The following is a 17,010-nucleotide window of genomic DNA, read 5'->3' as shown; positions in this document are numbered from 1 at the left end:
GAGGGCGGCGACGGGGTCGGCCGGTGCGAGCGCGGGCTCGGCGGTATGGCCGAGGGGCAGGCGGGCACGCCGGGCGAGGAGGGCGACGCTCTCGGCGAGCGGGCGGGCGCCGAGATGGTCGGCGACGACGGCGGACAAGCGGAGCAGTTCCGTCGCCCGAAGCCGGGCCTCGTCGTCGGCGCCGTCGGCCAGCAGGGCCTCGGCGAGCCGGTGCCGGACGCGGGCGAGGTCGTAGGGGCGTTCGAGGGGCTCGAAGGCGGTGACGACCTCGGACCAGGTGTCGGGGGTCATCAGGCCCTCGGCGCGCTGGAGTTCGGCGCGTACCCAGTGTTCGTGGGCGAGCCAGATCGGTGCTCCGGTGGTGAGCTTCTTGACCGCCGCGAGGATCCGGTCGAGGACCTCGGGGCGGCCCTGGTCGGCGGTGGGCAGTCCCCGGGCGTCGGCCTCGGCGACGGCGGCGCTGAGCAGCAGCGGCCAGGCGTACCGCTGGGTGCCGGCGGGGAAGCCGGTGTCGAGGACGCGGGCGAGTTCGGCGCGGGCGTCGGGGAGGCGGCCCTCGGCGGCGGCGATACCGATGGTGAGGAGGGAGAGCGGCAGGTTGTTCTGCGGCATGGGGTTGTGGGTGCCGAAGTGGCCGTACGCGGCGGAGTGTTGGCGCCGGGCCTCGGCGATGTCGCCGCGGGCGAGGGCGATGGCGGCGACGGAGAGGGCGGTGCCGCCGAGTCGCTTGGCGCTAGGGCCGATGTCCCGTGACCTGTTCGCGGCGTCGACTGCCTCGTCCCACTGGCCGAGGGAGAGGAGCGACTCGGCGAGGTTGCCCCAGACCCATGCCTCGGAGTCCGACAGGCCCATCCGCCGGGTGAGGTCGAGTCCCTCGCGCAGGTTGCGGACGGCGTCGCGGGAGCGGCCGACGCTCTCCAGGCTGGAGGGCAGGTTGACGTGGACGCGGCCCACGACGGCGGCGGGGCCGCGTTCGAGGACCCGGCGGCGTACCGCTTCCATCTCGGCGATGCCCGCGTCGATGTCGCCCGCGTCGACCATCAGGCCGCCGAGGGTGAGGCGGGCGTTGAGTTCGATGTCCTCGGCGCCCACCATGCGGGCGTACTCGACGGCGCGCTCGGCGTCGGAGAGAGCGTCGGGGCCGGGGGCGTGGAGCATGGCCCATCCGGCCACGCGGGAGAGCACCTCGGCGTGCATCTCCGACGGGGGCAGACCGCGCATGAGGTCCTGGGCGGTGGCGAGTTCCTTCCAGCCGTCGCCCCGGGACAGGCCCTCGGTCAGCAGGGAGCGCTGCACCCAGAACCAGGCGGTGCGCGCCGGGTCTCCCCCGTCCGCCAGCAGGTCCAGGGCGCGCCGGGTGATCCGCATGGCCCGTTCCCGCTCGCCGCAGAGCCGGCCGGCGACGGCCGCCTCGGCCATGAGGTCGAGATAGCGCAGGGGGGTGGTGGCGGGGTCGCAGCCGCACGGCGGATAGACCTCGGTGTAGTCGATGGGGCGCAGCGCGGAGCGCACGGCGTCGGGGGCGGCGTCCCACAGTTCCATCGCCCGCTCCAGGAGCCGTAGTTGCTCGGAGTGGGCGTGGCGGGAGCGGGCCTCGACGGCGGCGTCGAGGACGGCGGGCAAGGCCTTGGCGGCGTCATGGGCGTGGTACCAGTAGCTGGCCAAGCGGGTGGCGCGCCCGTCGGCGGGGACGACCGTCGGCTCGGCCTCCAGGGCTTCGGCGAAGCGGCGGTTGAGGCGGGAGCGTTCGCCGGGGAGGAGGTCGTCGCTGACGGCCTCGCGGACCAGGGAGTGGCGGAAGCGGTAGCCGTCGCCGCCGGGCGCGGCGAGCAGGATGTTGGCGCCGACGGCTGCGCGCAGGGCTTCGATGAGGTCGTCCTCGGAGAGTCCGGCGACGGCCGCGAGCAGGGCGTACTCCACGGTGGAGCCGCCCTCGGCGACGAGGCGGGCGACCCGCTGGGCGTCCTCGGGGAGCCGTTCGACACGGACGAGGAGCAGGTCCCGCAGGGAGTCGGTGAGGGAGGCGCAGCCTCCGTCGTGCGCGGCCGCGGCGAGTTCCTCGACGAAGAAGGCGTTGCCGTCGGAGCGTTCGAAGATCTCGTCGGCCTGGGCCGGGTCGGGTTCGGCGGCGAGGATGCCGGTGAGCTGGTGGCCGACCTCGGCGCGGTTGAAGCGGCGCAGTTCGATGCGGCGGACCGTGCGGAGGCGGTCGAGTTCGGCGAGGAGGGGGCGCAGCGGGTGGCGGCGGTGGATGTCGTCGGAGCGGTAGGTGGCGAGGACGACGAGGCGGCCGGTGCGCAGGGTGCGCAGCAGGTAGGCGAGGAGGTGGCGGGTGGAGGCGTCGGCCCAGTGCAGGTCCTCCAGGACGAGGACGACGGTGCGGTCGGCGGCGAGGCGTTCCAGGAGGCGGGCGGTGAGTTCGAAGAGGCGGGCGGTGCCCTCCTCGTCGTGCCGGGTCGGGGGTGTCTCACCCAGTTCGGGCAGCAGGCGGGCCAGTTCGGGTTCCTGGCCGGCGGCCGCGGCGATCAGTTCGGCGGGGAGCCGGCGGTGCAGGGCGCGCAGGGCGGTGGAGAAGGGCGCGTAGGGCAGTCCGTCGGCGCCGATCTCGACGCACCCGCCGAGCGCGACGACCGCGCCCCCGCGTGCGGCCTCGGTGGCGAACTCCTCGACCAGCCGGGTCTTGCCGACGCCGGCCTCGCCGCACAGCAGCAGTGCCTGCGGTTCGCCCCCTCCCCCACCCCCGCTCCCGGGTGTGCGTGAGGCACCGTCGGCGGCGCGGGTGAGGGCGTCGCGCAGCACCTCCAACTCCTCGGCGCGGCCGACGAACACCGGACTGACGGACCTGGTCTCCACACCGCCGAGCATCGCACGCGTGTCCGGCGCTCCGGCACCGAATATCCGCACCTCGCGGGGTTCGGTGCCGGGCGTCCCGGGTCCGGGGCTCACGCGGTGCGCGGCAGCCGGAACCGGTGTGTGCGGTGGCGCGTGCCGTGGTCCTCGATGTCCGGTTCCTCGGGGCCCGGCCGGGACGCGGAGCTCCGCGTCGTCCGGGCGTCGCGTGCGGCCTCGCGGCCGGCGCGGCGGGCGTCACGCGCCCTGCGGTAGGTCTCCGCGTCGCGGATCAGTTCCTCGGTGCGGATCCGCTGCTCGTACTCGAACATGTCGTGCCCCTCGTGAGAGTCGGTCGGGTTCGCTTGTTGCGATGCCTCAACCTTCGTCTCCGAGACGGGTCCGCCACATCGGGAGAGTTCCGCATCTTCGCCGGGCGGGGGGCCTTAGATCGGCGCCCTGAACGGGTGAGGGGCCTCAGGTCCGTCGTAAGGATCCCCACGACGGGTCTAAGGCCCCTCGGATGCCGCCCTCCTCGGGCGGGTACGTCAGGTGTTCGGCAGGCCCAGCAGGATGTCGGAGTACTTCAGGACGGCGAGGACCAGTCCGATGAAGCCGACCGAGACACCGGCCCACGCGACCGACTTGATCCACGGCGCCTGCACCTGGTCGGGGTCGCCGAACGCGGGCCGGACCAGGACGGCGACGCCGACGAGCATCGCGATCAGGGCGAAGATCCCGGACACCAGGGCGTTGGCGTTCCACGACTCGCCGTAGTACTGCTGGAGCATCGTGGCGACGTCGGCGTCCCGCGCGGTCTCCAGCTGCCCGAACATCTGGTTGCGGGCCTGGGCCACGGTGCCGACCCAGCTGCCGGTCAGCGAGACGAGGCCGAGCACCACGGCGACGATGCCCGCGGCGCCCTGTCCGACGCCCGGTTGCGCCTTGGCGGCGACCGGCGGAAGCTCCTCGTCGGCCACACCGGAGTCACCGGTCTCGCCGGTCTCGCCGAGGTCTGCGTCCCGCTCCTCGGCCTCCGCCGCGGGGTCCTGCTTGGTCACGTCCACCGACTCCTCGCCGGTCTTCGTCTCGGTGCCCGTCCCGGCTCCGGCCTCGTCCACTGTCTTGGTTCCCATGCCTCGCACCGTACGAATGTTGTCTGAGAGGTCTCTTAACGATCCCTGTGAACGCCACGCGCGCGTGTCGTACGCCACTCGGGCGCCAGGACGGACCATGTCTCCAGGTCGTGCCGGACCCCTCGGTGGGGATAGCGCTCGCGCTGCACGCCGTCCCGCGACATCCCCAGCCGCCGGGCCACGTTCAGGCTCGGTTCGTTCCCGGAGGCGGCGATCCACTCCACCCGGTGGATGCCGCGGACGTCGACCGCCCAGTCGATGAGGACGTGCATGGCGCGGGTGACGAGGCCGCGCCCGGTGCCGGCGGGTTCGAGCCAGCAGCCGACCTCGCAGTTGGCGTTGTCGGCGTCGAAGTTGAGGAAGAGGACCCCGCCGACGAGCTTCCCGTCGAGCCAGATGCCGTGCAGGGAGCCCGTGTCGGCGGCGCGCATGTCGGCGTACCGCTGGAGGACGGCACGCGCGGAGGGGACGTCCGTGGCGGTCGAGCCGAAGGGAACGTACTGGTTGATGAACTCCCGCCCCCGCTCCAGGTGCGCGAGGAACTCCTCGGCGTGCCAGGGGTCCAGCGGGCGCAGTTCGGCCCCGTCGTCACCCAGGGATATCGCGTACATCCTGCGGTCGCTCCTTCACCCGTACGTCCGTCGCGTCGGCGGCCCGTGGCCCCGGTACCTCTCCGGCGTCCCCCGCCAGTACGTCCGCCGCCTCGGCGTCCGTCGCGGCGGCCAGCCTCTCATGGGCGGCACGGGACTCGGGCGGCTCGATGCTGATGCGGGGCATGCGGCGGTCGAGCCAGCGGGGCAGCCACCAGTTGGCGCCGCCGAGCAGGTGCATCAGGGCGGGGACGAGGAGCGTGCGGAGGACGAACGCGTCGAGGGCGACGGCGGCGGCGAGCGCGATGCCGAACATGGCGATCACCCGGTCGCCGCTGAGCACGAAGGCGAGGAAGACGGAGATCATGATGACCGCCGCGGAGTTGATCACCCGGCTGGTCTCGGCGAGGCCGACACGGACCGCGCGCCGGTTGTCGCCGGTCTCCAGCCACTCCTCGTACATCCGGCTGACCAGGAAGACCTGGTAGTCCATGGAGAGCCCGAAGAGGACCGAGACCATGATCACCGGGAGGAAGGGCTCGATGGGGCCCGCCCGGCCGAGGCCGAGCAGTTCGCTCCCCCAGCCCCACTGGAAGATCGCGACGACGACGCCGAACGCGGCGGCGACGGCGGCCACGTTCATCGCGGCGGCCTTCAGCGGGATGCCGATCGACCGGAAGGCGAGCAGGAGCAGCAGACAGCCGAGGCCGATCACGGCACCGACGAACAGCGGGAGCTTGCCGACGATGACGTCGGCGAAGTCGTCGTAACCGGCGGTCACCCCACCGACGTGCAGATCGAGCGAGGTACCGCTCTCGGCCCGCGGCAGCACCTCGTCGCGCAGCCGTTCGACCAGGTCGCTGGTCCTCTCGGACTGCGGGGAGGAGTCGGGAACGACGGTGAGGTACGCGGTGTCGCCGCCGGTGTTGTAGGTGACCGGGGTGACCGCGGAGACGCCCTCGGTGGCGCGAAGGGTGGTGTCGAGGTTGTCGAGGGCTAGCTTGTCGGCGGCGCCGTCGACCTCGGTGACCAGGGTGAGCGGGCCGTTCACACCGGGGCCGAAGCCTCCCCCACTCTCGGCTGCGCTCGAGCGGGAGGTGCCCCCAGCGAGGAGGTCGTACGCCGCGCGGGTGGTGGTCGCCTTCGGATCGTTGCCCTGGTCGGAGGTGCCCAGGCGCAGGCCCAGGGTGGGCAGGGCCAGCAGGGTCATGACGACGAGGGCGATCGCGCCGAGCTTCTTGGGGTGCCGTTCGACGAACGCGGACCAGCGGGCGGCGAAGCCCGTGGGCAGCTCGGGCTCGGGCCCGTGCTCCGCCAGTCGGCGGCGTTCGCGGCGGCTGAGCGCCCGCATGCCGATGAGGGACAGCAGCGCGGGCAGCAGCGTCACGGAGGCGGCGACGGTGAGGACCACGGTCAGCGAGGCGGCGATCGCGACGCCGTTGAGGAAGCCGAGCCGCAGGATCAGCATGCCCAGGAGGGCTATGCACACGGTGGCACCCGCGAACACCACGGCCCGCCCGGTGGTGGCGACCGCGTTCCGTGCGGCCTCCTCGACGGGCAGTCCGCGTTTCAGCCCGCGTCGGTGCCGGGTCACGATGAACAGTGCGTAGTCGATGCCGACGCCGAGGCCGATGAGGGTGCCCAGCATGGGGGCGAAGTCGGCGACGGTCATGACGTGGCCGAGCAGGGTGATGCCCGCGTAGGCGGTGCCGACGCTGACCAGGGCGGTCGCGATCGGCAGAACGCTGGCGGCCGGCGAGCCGAAGGCGAGGAAGAGGACCACGGCGGCGACCAGCACGCCGACGATCTCCGCGAGGTGCCCCCCGGAGGTCTCGGTGAGCCCGATCGCCTCACCACCCAGCTCCACCTGGAGCCCGGGCGACTCGGCGGCCTTCGCGGTGTCGACGACGGCCTCGGCCTGCGCCTTGTCCACGTCACCGGCCGGCTTGTCGAAGGTCACGCTCGCGTACGCCGTGTGCCCGTCCTGGCTGATCCGGCCGGCGTCAGCCCCGTCGTACGGGTCGGTCACGGCGGCGACACCCGGCAGGCCGGCGATCTCGTCGAGGGTCCGGGTCATCGTCTGTTCGACGGCGGCGGCCCGCACGGTGCCGTCGTCGGTGTGCCAGACGACGGTGGCGTTGTCACCGCTGATGCCGGGGAAGCCCTCGCTCAGCAGCTCGGTGGCACGGCTGGACTCGGTTCCGGGGGTCTTGTAGTCGTTCGAGTACGCGGCGCCCGCCGCCACCGCGCCGGCGGCCGTGCCGGCGAAGGCGAGGAGCCACAGAAGGACGGCGACGAGACGGTGCCGGACGCACCAGCGTGCTAGGGCTGCCACGGATCATGCTCCTGGGGGATTTCGGGATCTTTGACCGTGTACAGCCTTTTCGAACTGAACACAATGCAAAGAACGCATGAGCAATCCCTGGCAACTGTTGCACCGGAAACTGATCGTTTGGGACCTATGAGGGTCTCATCACATGAGATGCGAGGCACCTCACAGGACAGATGACGGCACTCTGTCGCCCTGCGTCACGCCCGTTGACACCACTGAGGGCGGTGCGTCGTCCTGACGCACCGCCCTCAGAGCTCGCTCGGCCTCGGCGCTAGCTCGGCCTCGGCGCTCGCTCAGCCCTCGCTGACGCCCAGCTTCTCCAGGATCAGCTCCTTGACGCGGGCCGCGTCCGCCTGGCCGCGCGTCGCCTTCATGACCGCGCCGACCAGGGCACCGGCCGCGGCGACCTTGCCGCCGCGGATCTTGTCCGCGATGGCCGGGTTGCCCGCGATGGCCTCCTCGACCGCGGTGGTCAGGGCGCCCTCGTCGGAGACGACCTTCAGACCGCGCTTGTCGACGACCTCGTCCGGGGTGCCTTCGCCCGCGAGGACGCCCTCGATGACCTGACGTGCCAGCTTGTCGTTCAGGTCACCCTTCGCGACCAGCTCGGTGACCCGGGCGACCTCCGTCGGCGTGATCGCCAGCTCGTCGAGCGCCTTGCCCGACTCGTTGGCGCTGCGGGCCAGCTCGCCCATCCACCACTTACGGGCGGAGGCGGCGTCCGCCCCGGCCTCGATGGTGGCGACGATCGGCTCCAGCGCGCCCGCGTTGAGGATCGCCTGCATGTCGGTGCCGCTGACGGCCCACTCCTCGCGGAGCCGGTTACGGCGGACCAGCGGCAGCTCGGGCAGCGCGGACCGGATCTCCTCGACCCACTCGCGCGAGGGCGCCACCGGCACCAGGTCGGGCTCCGGGAAGTACCGGTAGTCCTCGGCCTCCTCCTTCACCCGGCCCGAGGTCGTGGACCCCGTGTCCTCGTGGAAGTGCCGGGTCTCCTGGATGATCGTCCCGCCGGAGGACAGGACGGCCGCGTGCCGCTGGATCTCGAAGCGGGCCGCGCGCTCCACGGACCGCAGCGAGTTCACGTTCTTCGTTTCCGAACGGGTGCCGAACTTCTCGGTGCCGTTCGGCCGCAGCGACAGGTTCACGTCGCAGCGCATCTGGCCCATCTCCATACGGGCCTCGGAGACGCCGAGCGCCTTGATGACCTCGCGCAGCTCACGGACGTACGCCTTGGCGACCTCCGGCGCGCGCTCCCCGGCTCCGACGATCGGCTTGGTGACGATCTCGATGAGCGGGATGCCGGCGCGGTTGTAGTCGAGGAGCGAGTGCGAGGCGCCGTGGATGCGGCCGGTGGCACCGCCGACGTGGGTCGACTTGCCGGTGTCCTCCTCCATGTGGGCGCGCTCGATCTCCACGCGGAAGACCTCGCCGTCCTCCAGCTGCACATCGAGGTAGCCGTTGAAGGCGATCGGCTCGTCGTACTGGGATGTCTGGAAGTTCTTCGGCATGTCCGGATAGAAGTAATTCTTCCGGGCGAAACGGCACCACTCGGCGATCTCGCAGTTCAGCGCGAGACCGATCTTGATGGCGGACTCCACGCCGGTCGCGTTGACGACGGGGAGCGCGCCGGGCAGGCCGAGGCAGACGGGGCAGGTCTGCGTGTTGGCGCCCTGACCGAGTTCGGTCGAGCAGCCGCAGAACATCTTCGTCTTGGTGCCGAGTTCGACATGGACCTCGAGGCCCATGACGGGGTCGTACGACGCGAGTGCGTCCTCGTACGACACCAGGTCGGTCGTGGTGGTCACGGTGAAACTTCCCTCTCAGCCCAGCAGGACGTCGTCGTCGCCCAGCCGCTTCAGCTCGCGGTAGAGGATGGCGAGGCCGGTGACGATGGCTACGGCGGACACGGTGGCGTCGATCAGGACCAGGGTGTCCTTCTCGGCACGGGCGCTCTTGAGCCGCTTGGCGACACCGATCGCGCCGAACGCCGTGGCGGCCATGGACAGATACGTGCCGGACTTGGACTTCTTGAAGCCCTTGGCCTTGGTCAGTGCACTCACAGCGACGGAGCCTCCTCGAGCAGCGGGTGCCCCCACCTTTCCACGAAGGCGGCCTCGACAGCGGCGCCGACCTTGTAGAGACGGTCGTCCTTCAGGGCCGGGGCGATGATCTGGAGTCCGACCGGCAGCCCGTCCTCCGGCGCGAGACCGCAGGGCAGGGACATCGCGGCGTTGCCCGCGAGGTTGGTCGGGATGGTGCACAGGTCGGCGAGGTACATCGCCATCGGGTCGTCGGCGCGCTCACCGATCGGGAAGGCGGTGGTCGGCGTCGTCGGGGAGACGATGACATCCACCTTCTCGAACGACTTCTCGAAGTCGCGGGTGATGAGCGTCCGTACCTTCTGGGCGCTGCCGTAGTACGCGTCGTAGTAGCCGGAGCTGAGCGCGTACGTGCCGAGCATGATGCGGCGCTTCACCTCGGGGCCGAAGCCCGCCTCACGGGTGAGGGAGGTGACCTCCTCGGCGGAGTGCGAGCCGTCGTCGCCGGTCCGCAGGCCGTAGCGGAGCCCGTCGAAGCGGGCGAGGTTCGACGAGCACTCGCTCGGCGCGATCAGGTAGTACGCGGCCAGCGCCAGGTCGAACGACGGGCAGTCCAGCTCGACGATCTCGGCGCCCAGCTCCCGCAGCAGCTCGACGGACTCGTCGAACCGCTGGACCACACCGGCCTGGTAGCCCTCGCCGCGGAACTGCTTGACGACGCCCACGCGCATCCCGGCGACCGAGCCGTTGCGGGCGGCCTCGACGACCGGCGGGACCGGCGCGTCGATGGACGTGGAGTCCATCGGGTCGTGCCCGGCGATGACCTCGTGCAGGAGCGCCGCGTCCAGGACCGTACGGGCGCAGGGCCCGCCCTGGTCGAGGGAGGACGAGAAGGCGACCATGCCGTACCGGGAGACGGCCCCGTACGTCGGCTTCACACCGACCGTGCCGGTGACGGCGGCCGGCTGGCGGATGGAGCCGCCGGTGTCGGTGCCGATGGCGAGGGGCGCCTGGAAGGAGGCGAGGGAGGCGGAGGAACCGCCGCCGGAGCCGCCGGGGATCCGGGTGAGGTCCCAGGGGTTGCCGGTCGGGCCGTACGCGCTGTTCTCGGTGCTGGACCCCATGGCGAACTCGTCCATGTTGGTCTTGCCGAGGATGACGACGTCCGCGTCCTTCAGCCGCTTGGTGAGCGTCGCGTCGTAGGGCGGGATCCACCCTTCGAGGATCTTCGAGCCCACGGTGGTCGGAATGCCGACCGTGGTGAAGATGTCCTTCAGCGCGAGGGGCACACCGGCGAGGGGGCCGAGCTTCTCGCCCCGCTCCCGCTTCTCGTCGACGGCACGGGCCTGGGCGAGCGCGCCCTCGCGGTCGACGTGCAGGAAGGCGTGCACCTTCTCGTCGACGGCCTCGATCCGGGCCAGGTGGGCCTCGGTGACCTGCACGGCGGTGAGTTCGCCGGAGGCGATCTTCGCGGCGATCTCCGCCGCGGTGAGCTTGATGATGGCGTCGGTCATGACGTGATCAGTCCTCCCCCAGGATCTGCGGCACCTTGAAACGCTGCTGCTCCTGGGCCGGGGCGCCGGACAGCGCCTGCTCGGGGGTGAGCGACGGACGGACCTCGTCCGCGCGCATGACGTTCGTCAGCGGCAGCGGGTGCGAGGTCGGCGGGACGTCTTGGTCGGCGACCTCGCTGACGCGGGCGACCGCGCCGATGATGTCGTCCAGCTGGCCTGCGAAGTGGTCGAGCTCTTCGGGCTTCAGCTCCAGACGCGCCAGCCGGGCGAGGTGGGCGACCTCCTCGCGCGTGATGCCAGGCATGCAGCGATCCTCTGGGGTGAGTGCGATGTGGTTTGGCGCCAATCCTATGGGGCGGGCCGGTGTGACCGTGCACGGGTTTGCTGCGCGGGCTTGGCCGGGCGCCTATGGGGTTGGGGGTACGGGTGCGTTTACGGGTGCGGGTGCGTCGTGGTTTCTCGCGCAGTTCCCCGCGCCCCTGAAGGCTTGGGCCTGCGGCCCGGCCTTCATAGGAAAAGCACGGGGCGCGGCCCCGGGCGCCTTTCAGGGGCGCGGGGAACTGCGCGAACGGCCCCACTTACCCGCAGCCGCCAACGAACCGCGCACCCCCGAGCTGTGTGAGGCGCCCGGTGGTTACTCGTCCGCCGTCGCCGCCGGCAGGGCCGCCGCGGGGCGCTGCCAGCCTCGGGAGCCACGGGCCCGGAGCCACGCCGTGGTCTCCTCCGGCGGCATCGCCGCGGCGACCAGCCACCCCTGGACGGCGTCGCAGCCCAGGTCGCGCAACCGCTCCCACGTCTCGTCGTCCTCGACCCCTTCGGCCACGACGAGCAGCCCCAGGGAGTGCGCGAGGTCGACGGTGCAGCGCACGATCTCCGCGTCCTCCGTGTCGACGGCGAGCCGCGCCACGAACGAACGGTCGATCTTCAGCTCGCTCACGGGCAGCCGCCGCAGGTGGACCAGCGACGAGTACCCGGTCCCGAAGTCGTCGAGGGACATCTTCACGCCGTGCCCGGTCAGCCCGGCCAGGGTGTCCGCGGCCCGCTGCGGGTCCTCCAGGAGCACGTGTTCCGTTATCTCCAGTTGGAGCGCTCCCGCCGGGACTCCGTGACGGGCCAGCCGCGCGGCCACCGCGCCCGCGAAGCCGGGGGTGTGGACGTCGCGGGGCGACACGTTCACGGCGACCGGTACGTGCAGTCCCTGCGCGCGCCAGCGGGCCACCTGCCCGAGGGCCGTCTCCAGGACGTACTCGGTGAGGTGCGGCATCAGCCCGGACGACTCGGCGATCGCTATGAACTCGTCCGGCGGCACCTTCCCCCGCTCGGGGTGCACCCACCGCACGAGCGCCTCCAGCCCGGCCACCTGTCCGTCGAAGCGGACCTTCGGCTGGTAGTGCAGTTCGACCTCCTGCGCGTCGAGCGCGCGCCGCAGGTCGCCGAGGAGGCCGAGCCGGTCAGGGGTGTTCGAGTCCCGCTTGGACTCGTAGACCTCGACGCCGGTGCGGTCCCGCTTCGCCTGGTACATCGCCACGTCGGCCCGCCTGAGCAGCCCCTCCGCGTCGAGCGCGTGGTCGGGGAAGACGGCGAGCCCGGCGCTGGCCTCCAGGACGAGGGTGAGCCCGTCGAGGTCGAGCGGGGAACCGAGCGCGGCGACGAGGTTGCGGGCGACGCGTGAGGCGGAGGTCGTGGAGTCGGCGACGGGCAGCAGCACGGCGAACTCGTCGCCGCCGAGCCGTGCGGCCTCCGCTCCGCGCGGCAGCGCGACCCGCAGTCGGTCGGCTATCTGCAGCAGCAGCCGGTCGCCCGCCAGGTGCCCGAGGGTGTCGTTGACGGACCGGAAGCGGTCGAGGTCGATCAGCATCAGGGCGGAGCGCGCGCCGATGCGCTCGGCGTCGTCCAGGGCGGTCCAGGTCCGTTCCAGCAGCCACTGACGGTTGGGCAGGCCGGTGAGCGGGTCGCGGAGTTGTTCCTCCGCCCTGGCGCGGGCGATCCACAGGGTGGAGTCGAGCGCGATGAGCGGGATGGCGAACAGCGGCAGCAGCAGGGGCTGGGCCGTGGCGACGACGCAGATCAGGGGGGCGATGCCGAACAGCGCGACAGCGACGAGGCCCTGCCGGACCAGGGCGGTGCGGGCGACCGTGGGGACGCCGCCGCGCGGCGCGGCCAGGTACCAGAGCAGGGCGCGGGTGACCGCGAGGTAGGCGACGGCGACGAGCGCGACCTGGGGCGCCGCGTACAGGTTCCAGGTCTCCGGGTCCCAGGGCTGCTCGACCGAGGGGACGCGGCCGAAGACGCGCAGGACGACGGCTCCGGCGCCGATGCCGAGGATGTCGACCGCGCCGTGCAGTACGCCCTGCCGCCAGCGGCCCCGGCGGGCGATGCCGACGAGGACGACGACGGTGAGGCTGACCATGCCGGCCGGCAGCCAGCCGTAGAGGATCAGGACGGCGAGGGTGAGGGCCGCGCCGGAGCCGGTGCCGCCCCACCAGCGGGCGCGGCCCATGGCGACGAGGTGACCGACGATGATGCCGGTGAGCAGGGCGAGGGCCCAGCCGACCGCGCCGGACGGGAAGAGCGCGTGCTGTCCGGCGAACGCCCGGTAGAACCCGGCGCCCAGGATCGCTCCGGCGAGGCCCACGATCGCGGCGGGCAGGGCGGGCCAGGACGGATGGCGTTCGCCGTCGTGGCCCGGCAGGCCGTGGCCGCGGCCGTCACCGAGCGTGCTCGTGAGGGGTGGGGCGGTGCCGGTGCCGGTGGTGAGCTGTGCCGGGGCGGGGACGAGAAGGCCGGGGGCGCCGGCGGCCGTGCGGCCCGGCGGCTGCTCCGATCGGGGGTCCGCCGACGGTTCCTGGTCACCGACCCGCTCCCGGGTTCCCTCGAACGGGCGTCCCCCCATGAGCAGGGAGCGCCCCCATCGCCAGGCCCCGGACACACGGCGCAGACGCAGCCGTGAGTCCGGGGCGACGCTCTCGGTCGGTTCCATTCCCGTCCCTCTCACAGCCGGCGGTGCCCACGCCACGCGGCCCGTTGCTCCCGACAACCCTGGGGCGACACCGCGTCCGAGAACCCACCACGCGTCCGGGCACGGCAGGCGCACACCTCAACAGTAGGCCGCACAAGGCTTTCACGGGCAGCGGTCGACGACGGTTGCCCGAATGCGATCGGCCACCCATATGCATCTGGTATGCGCCGAACGGGTGGCCTTCAACCCCTACTCCTCGGTCGGAAGCGCCACTTCCGAGGCCGCTTCCGGTCCCTGTTCGAGCAGAACCGCGAAACCGTCCTCGTTCAGGACCGGAACCTTGAGCTGCATCGCCTTGTCGTACTTGGAACCCGGGTTGTCACCGACCACGACGAACGAGGTCTTCTTCGAAACCGAGCCGGTCACTTTCGCTCCCCGGCTCTGCAGGGCCTCCTTCGCGCCGTCCCGCGTGTGGTGCTCGAGCGTGCCGGTCACGACGACGGTGAGTCCTTCGAGGGGGCGGGGGCCTTCGTCCTCGCCGGCACCCTCGTCCTCCATCCGGACGCCGGCGGCCTTCCATTTGCGAATGATCTCGCGGTGCCAGTCCTCGGCGAACCACTGCTTGACCGCGGCGGCGACGATCGGGCCGACGCCGTCGGTGTTCTTCAGTTCTTCCTCGGTGGCCTGCTCGATGCGGTCGATCGAACGGAACGCGCGGGCGAGCGCCTCGGCGGCCACCGGTCCGACGTGCCGGATGGACAGCCCGGTCAGGATTCTCGCGAGCGGGCGCTCCTTGGCCGCCTGGATGTTCTCCAGCATCGCGACCGCGTTCTTCCGGGGCGCGCCCTCCTGGTTGGCGAAGACGGTGGCGACCTTCTCCTCGCCGGTCTTCGGGTCGCGCTTGGGCAGACCGCTGTCCTGGTCGAGGACGTACGCCTTGATCGGCAGCAGCTGCTCGACGGTGAGGTCGAACAGGTCGCCCTCGTCGATCAGCGGCGGGTCGGACGGCTCCAGCGGCTTGGTGAGCGCGGCGGCGGCGACATAGCCGAAGTGCTCGATGTCCAGGCACTTGCGTCCGGCGAGATAGAACAGCCGCTCACGCAACTGGGCCGGGCATGTGCGGGAGTTGGGGCAGCGCAGGTCGACGTCGCCCTCCTTGGCGGGCGCCAGCGGCGTACCGCACTCGGGGCACTCGGCGGGCATCACGAACTCGCGCTCGGTGCCGTCGCGCAGGTCGACGACCGGGCCGAGGATCTCGGGGATGACGTCACCGGCCTTGCGCAGCACGACCGTGTCGCCGATGAGGACGCCCTTGGCCTTGACGACGTCCTGGTTGTGGAGGGTGGCGAACTCGACCTCGGAGCCCGCGACAGTCACCGGCTCGACCTGGGCGTACGGCGTCACCCGGCCCGTACGTCCCACGCCCACACGGATGTTGACGAGCTTGGTGTTGACCTCCTCCGGCGCGTACTTGTACGCGATGGCCCAGCGGGGGGCGCGGGAGGTGGAGCCGAGGCGGCCCTGGAGGGGGATCTCGTCGAGCTTGACGACGGCGCCGTCGATCTCGTGCTCCACGGAGTGTCGGTTCTCGCCGAAGTGGGCGATGAACTCCCGTACGCCGTCGAGGTCGTCGACCACACGGTTGTGGCGGGCGGTGGGCAGGCCCCAGGACTTGAGCAGGTCGTAGGCCTGGGAGAGGCGGCTGAGGCCGCCCTCGAAGCCCTCCAGGGCGCCGATGCCGTGCACCACCATGTGCAGGGGGCGGGTGGCGGTGACGCGCGGGTCCTTCTGGCGCAGCGAACCGGCGGCCGCGTTGCGCGGGTTGGCGAAGGGCTTGTCGCCGGCCGCCAGCAGCCGCTCGTTGAGCTCCGCGAACTTGTCCATCGGGAAGTAGACCTCGCCGCGGATCTCCACGAGGTCGGGGACCCGGTCGCCCTTCAGCCGGTCCGGGATCTCGGCGATCGTGCGGACGTTCGGCGTGATGTCCTCGCCGGTCCGGCCGTCGCCGCGGGTGGCGGCGCGGGTGAGACGGCCGTGCTCGTAGGTGAGGTTGACGGCGAGGCCGTCCACCTTGAGCTCGCACAGCAGGTGGTGGTCGGTGGTGCCGACGTCCTTGGCGACGCGCTCGGCCCAGGCCGCCAACTCCTCGTCGGTGAAGGCGTTGTCCAGGGAGAGCATGCGCTCGCGGTGCTGGACGGCGGTGAACTCCGTGGCGTACGCGCCCGCGACCTTCTGGGTCGGCGAGTCGGGGGTGCGCAGCTCGGGGTGCTCCTCCTCCAGCGCCTCCAGGGAGCGCAGCAGCCGGTCGAACTCCGCGTCGCTGACGACGGGGGCGTCCTTCACGTAGTACCGGAAGCGGTGCTCCTCGATCTCTTCGGCGAGGCGCGCGTGCTTCTCCCGTGCCTCGGCCGGCACCGGTGCCTCGCTGGGTACGGATGCTGCGGTCGGGGCAGTCTGTGCGTCCTTGTCGCCGGCCACCGTGTTGTCCTCCCGTTACTCTGGGTTGTCCGCGAGGGATCTCGCCGCCTGGGCGCAGTGGGCGAGCGCCCGGCGCGCGTACGCCGGGGAGACTCCGGCGAGGCCGCACGACGGAGTGACCGTGACGGCGTCCGCGAGAAGCCCCGGATGCAGCCCCAGCCTGCGCCACAACGTCCTGACACCCATGACGCTACCGGCAGGGTCTGACAATGGGCCCTCCGTGGTCGGCACGACACCGACCAGCAGCTTGGTGCCGCCCTCCACGGCTTCCCCGATCGCGTCGTCGTCACGCTCGGTGAGCAGCGCGAAGTCGAAGGAGATCGCGTCGGCGCCGGCCCTGCGGAGGAGCGCGAACGGTACGTCGGGGGCGCAGGAGTGCACGACGACCGCCCCCGGTTCGGTGTGGACGCCGATGACGTCACGGAGGGTTGACTCGACGAGCTGGCGGTCGACGGCGCGGTGGGTGCGGTAGCCGCTGGCGGACTTCACCTGGCCGCGCAGGACGGCGATCAGGGAGGGTTCGTCGAGCTGGAGGACCACGCGGGCGCCGGGTACACGGCGCCGTACCTCCGCGAGGTGCAGCCGCAGGCCCTCGGCGAGCGAGCCGGCGAGGTCCCGGCAGGCGCCGGGGTCGGAGAGGGCCGCCTCGCCGTTCTTCAGCTCCAGCGCGGCGGCGAGGGTCCACGGGCCGACGGCCTGCACCTTGAGCGGGCCTTCGTAGCCCTGCGTGAACTCCTCCAGCGCGTCCAGGTCCTCGCCGAGCCAGGAGACCGCCCGCCTGGTGTCCCGTCCGGGCCGGTCGCCGAGCCGCCAGCCGCTGGGCTCCACGCGCGCGTACAGCTCGACGAGCAGACCGGCGGTGCGGCCGATCATGTCGGCGCCGGGCCCGCGGGCGGGGAGTTCGGGCAGATACGGCATGCCCGTGTCCGGCCACTCGAAGGTACCGGTGACGGTCTTGGCGGCCTCTCTGGCGTCGCCGCCGGGCATGGAGCCGATGCCGGTGGCGGGGCCGAAGTCGAAGTGTTCGTTCACACGTCGAAGCGTAGGTGTTCGTGGGCCGAGGTTTTCTGGGGGCTGCCGCCCCCAGGCCCCCGCGGGGGGGATGAGGTGCTGGTTCGGCTGGGTGGGTT

At 72.0% G+C, this 17,010-nt stretch carries 12 protein-coding genes; all 12 read right to left on the bottom strand.

Features of this window, described 5'->3' with window-relative positions; all coding sequences use genetic code 11:
* A partial coding sequence (locus tag AOK23_RS35580) for an ATP-binding protein (protein WP_055716659.1) occupies positions 1 to 2,865 on the bottom strand: 2,865 nt, incomplete at its 3' end.
* A gap of 77 nt (positions 2,866 to 2,942) precedes the next feature.
* Positions 2,943 to 3,161 (bottom strand): hypothetical protein, encoded by a 219-nt coding sequence (locus tag AOK23_RS35575; RefSeq protein ID WP_055716658.1) that lies wholly within the window; start codon positions 3,159 to 3,161, stop codon positions 2,943 to 2,945.
* Between the two features lie 216 nt (positions 3,162 to 3,377).
* Positions 3,378 to 3,965, bottom strand: a complete 588-nt coding sequence (locus AOK23_RS35570; RefSeq protein ID WP_055716657.1) for a hypothetical protein — start codon at positions 3,963 to 3,965, stop codon at positions 3,378 to 3,380.
* Positions 3,966 to 4,000: 35 nt separating this feature from the next.
* Positions 4,001 to 4,576, bottom strand: a complete 576-nt coding sequence (locus AOK23_RS35565) for a GNAT family N-acetyltransferase (protein ID WP_055716656.1) — start codon at positions 4,574 to 4,576, stop codon at positions 4,001 to 4,003.
* Positions 4,554 to 6,890, bottom strand: a complete 2,337-nt coding sequence (locus AOK23_RS35560; protein ID WP_055716655.1) for an MMPL family transporter — start codon at positions 6,888 to 6,890, stop codon at positions 4,554 to 4,556. The genes AOK23_RS35565 and AOK23_RS35560 overlap by 23 nt, the downstream gene beginning before the upstream one ends.
* Positions 6,891 to 7,180: 290 nt before the next feature.
* Complete coding sequence (gatB, locus tag AOK23_RS35555) at positions 7,181 to 8,695, bottom strand: Asp-tRNA(Asn)/Glu-tRNA(Gln) amidotransferase subunit GatB (RefSeq protein ID WP_055716654.1); 1,515 nt, start codon at positions 8,693 to 8,695, stop codon at positions 7,181 to 7,183.
* 15 nt (positions 8,696 to 8,710) lie between these two features.
* Positions 8,711 to 8,950, bottom strand: a complete 240-nt coding sequence (locus AOK23_RS35550) for a hypothetical protein (protein ID WP_055514656.1) — start codon at positions 8,948 to 8,950, stop codon at positions 8,711 to 8,713.
* Positions 8,947 to 10,443 carry an Asp-tRNA(Asn)/Glu-tRNA(Gln) amidotransferase subunit GatA gene (gene gatA, locus AOK23_RS35545; protein WP_055716653.1) on the bottom strand — a complete coding sequence of 499 codons (1,497 nt, stop codon included), beginning with the start codon at positions 10,441 to 10,443 and terminating at the stop codon, positions 8,947 to 8,949. The genes AOK23_RS35550 and gatA overlap by 4 nt, the downstream gene beginning before the upstream one ends.
* A gap of 7 nt (positions 10,444 to 10,450) precedes the next feature.
* Complete coding sequence (gene gatC, locus AOK23_RS35540; RefSeq protein ID WP_018531282.1) at positions 10,451 to 10,747, bottom strand: Asp-tRNA(Asn)/Glu-tRNA(Gln) amidotransferase subunit GatC; 297 nt, start codon at positions 10,745 to 10,747, stop codon at positions 10,451 to 10,453.
* A gap of 330 nt (positions 10,748 to 11,077) precedes the next feature.
* Entirely contained in the window at positions 11,078 to 13,423 is a 2,346-nt protein-coding gene (locus AOK23_RS35535) for a putative bifunctional diguanylate cyclase/phosphodiesterase (protein WP_055716652.1), read from the bottom strand.
* Between the two features lie 228 nt (positions 13,424 to 13,651).
* The gene (gene ligA, locus AOK23_RS35530) at positions 13,652 to 15,880 is read right to left on the bottom strand and encodes an NAD-dependent DNA ligase LigA (protein ID WP_420823778.1); all 2,229 of its coding nucleotides are present in this window, start codon (positions 15,878 to 15,880) and stop codon (positions 13,652 to 13,654) included.
* Between the two features lie 15 nt (positions 15,881 to 15,895).
* On the bottom strand, positions 15,896 to 16,912 hold the full coding sequence (locus AOK23_RS35525; protein ID WP_079049888.1) for a methionine synthase: 1,017 nt from the start codon (positions 16,910 to 16,912) through the stop codon (positions 15,896 to 15,898).
* Positions 16,913 to 17,010 lie beyond the last annotated feature (98 nt).

The organism is Streptomyces torulosus, from assembly GCF_001419765.1.
GTDB lineage: Bacteria > Actinomycetota > Actinomycetes > Streptomycetales > Streptomycetaceae > Streptomyces > Streptomyces torulosus.
This window is presented reverse-complemented; position numbering and strand designations above follow the sequence as displayed.

Excerpts from the sequence above, each read along its gene's own strand:
- AOK23_RS35570 (WP_055716657.1), bottom strand. The coding sequence starts at position 3,965 with ATGGGAACCAAGACAGTGGACGAGGCCGGAGCCGGGACGGGCACCGAG.
- gatA (WP_055716653.1), bottom strand. The coding sequence starts at position 10,443 with ATGACCGACGCCATCATCAAGCTCACCGCGGCGGAGATCGCCGCGAAG.
- gatC (WP_018531282.1), bottom strand. The coding sequence starts at position 10,747 with ATGCCTGGCATCACGCGCGAGGAGGTCGCCCACCTCGCCCGGCTGGCG.
- AOK23_RS35565 (WP_055716656.1), bottom strand. The coding sequence starts at position 4,576 with ATGTACGCGATATCCCTGGGTGACGACGGGGCCGAACTGCGCCCGCTG.
- AOK23_RS35535 (WP_055716652.1), bottom strand. The coding sequence starts at position 13,423 with ATGGAACCGACCGAGAGCGTCGCCCCGGACTCACGGCTGCGTCTGCGC.
- AOK23_RS35575 (WP_055716658.1), bottom strand. The coding sequence starts at position 3,161 with ATGTTCGAGTACGAGCAGCGGATCCGCACCGAGGAACTGATCCGCGAC.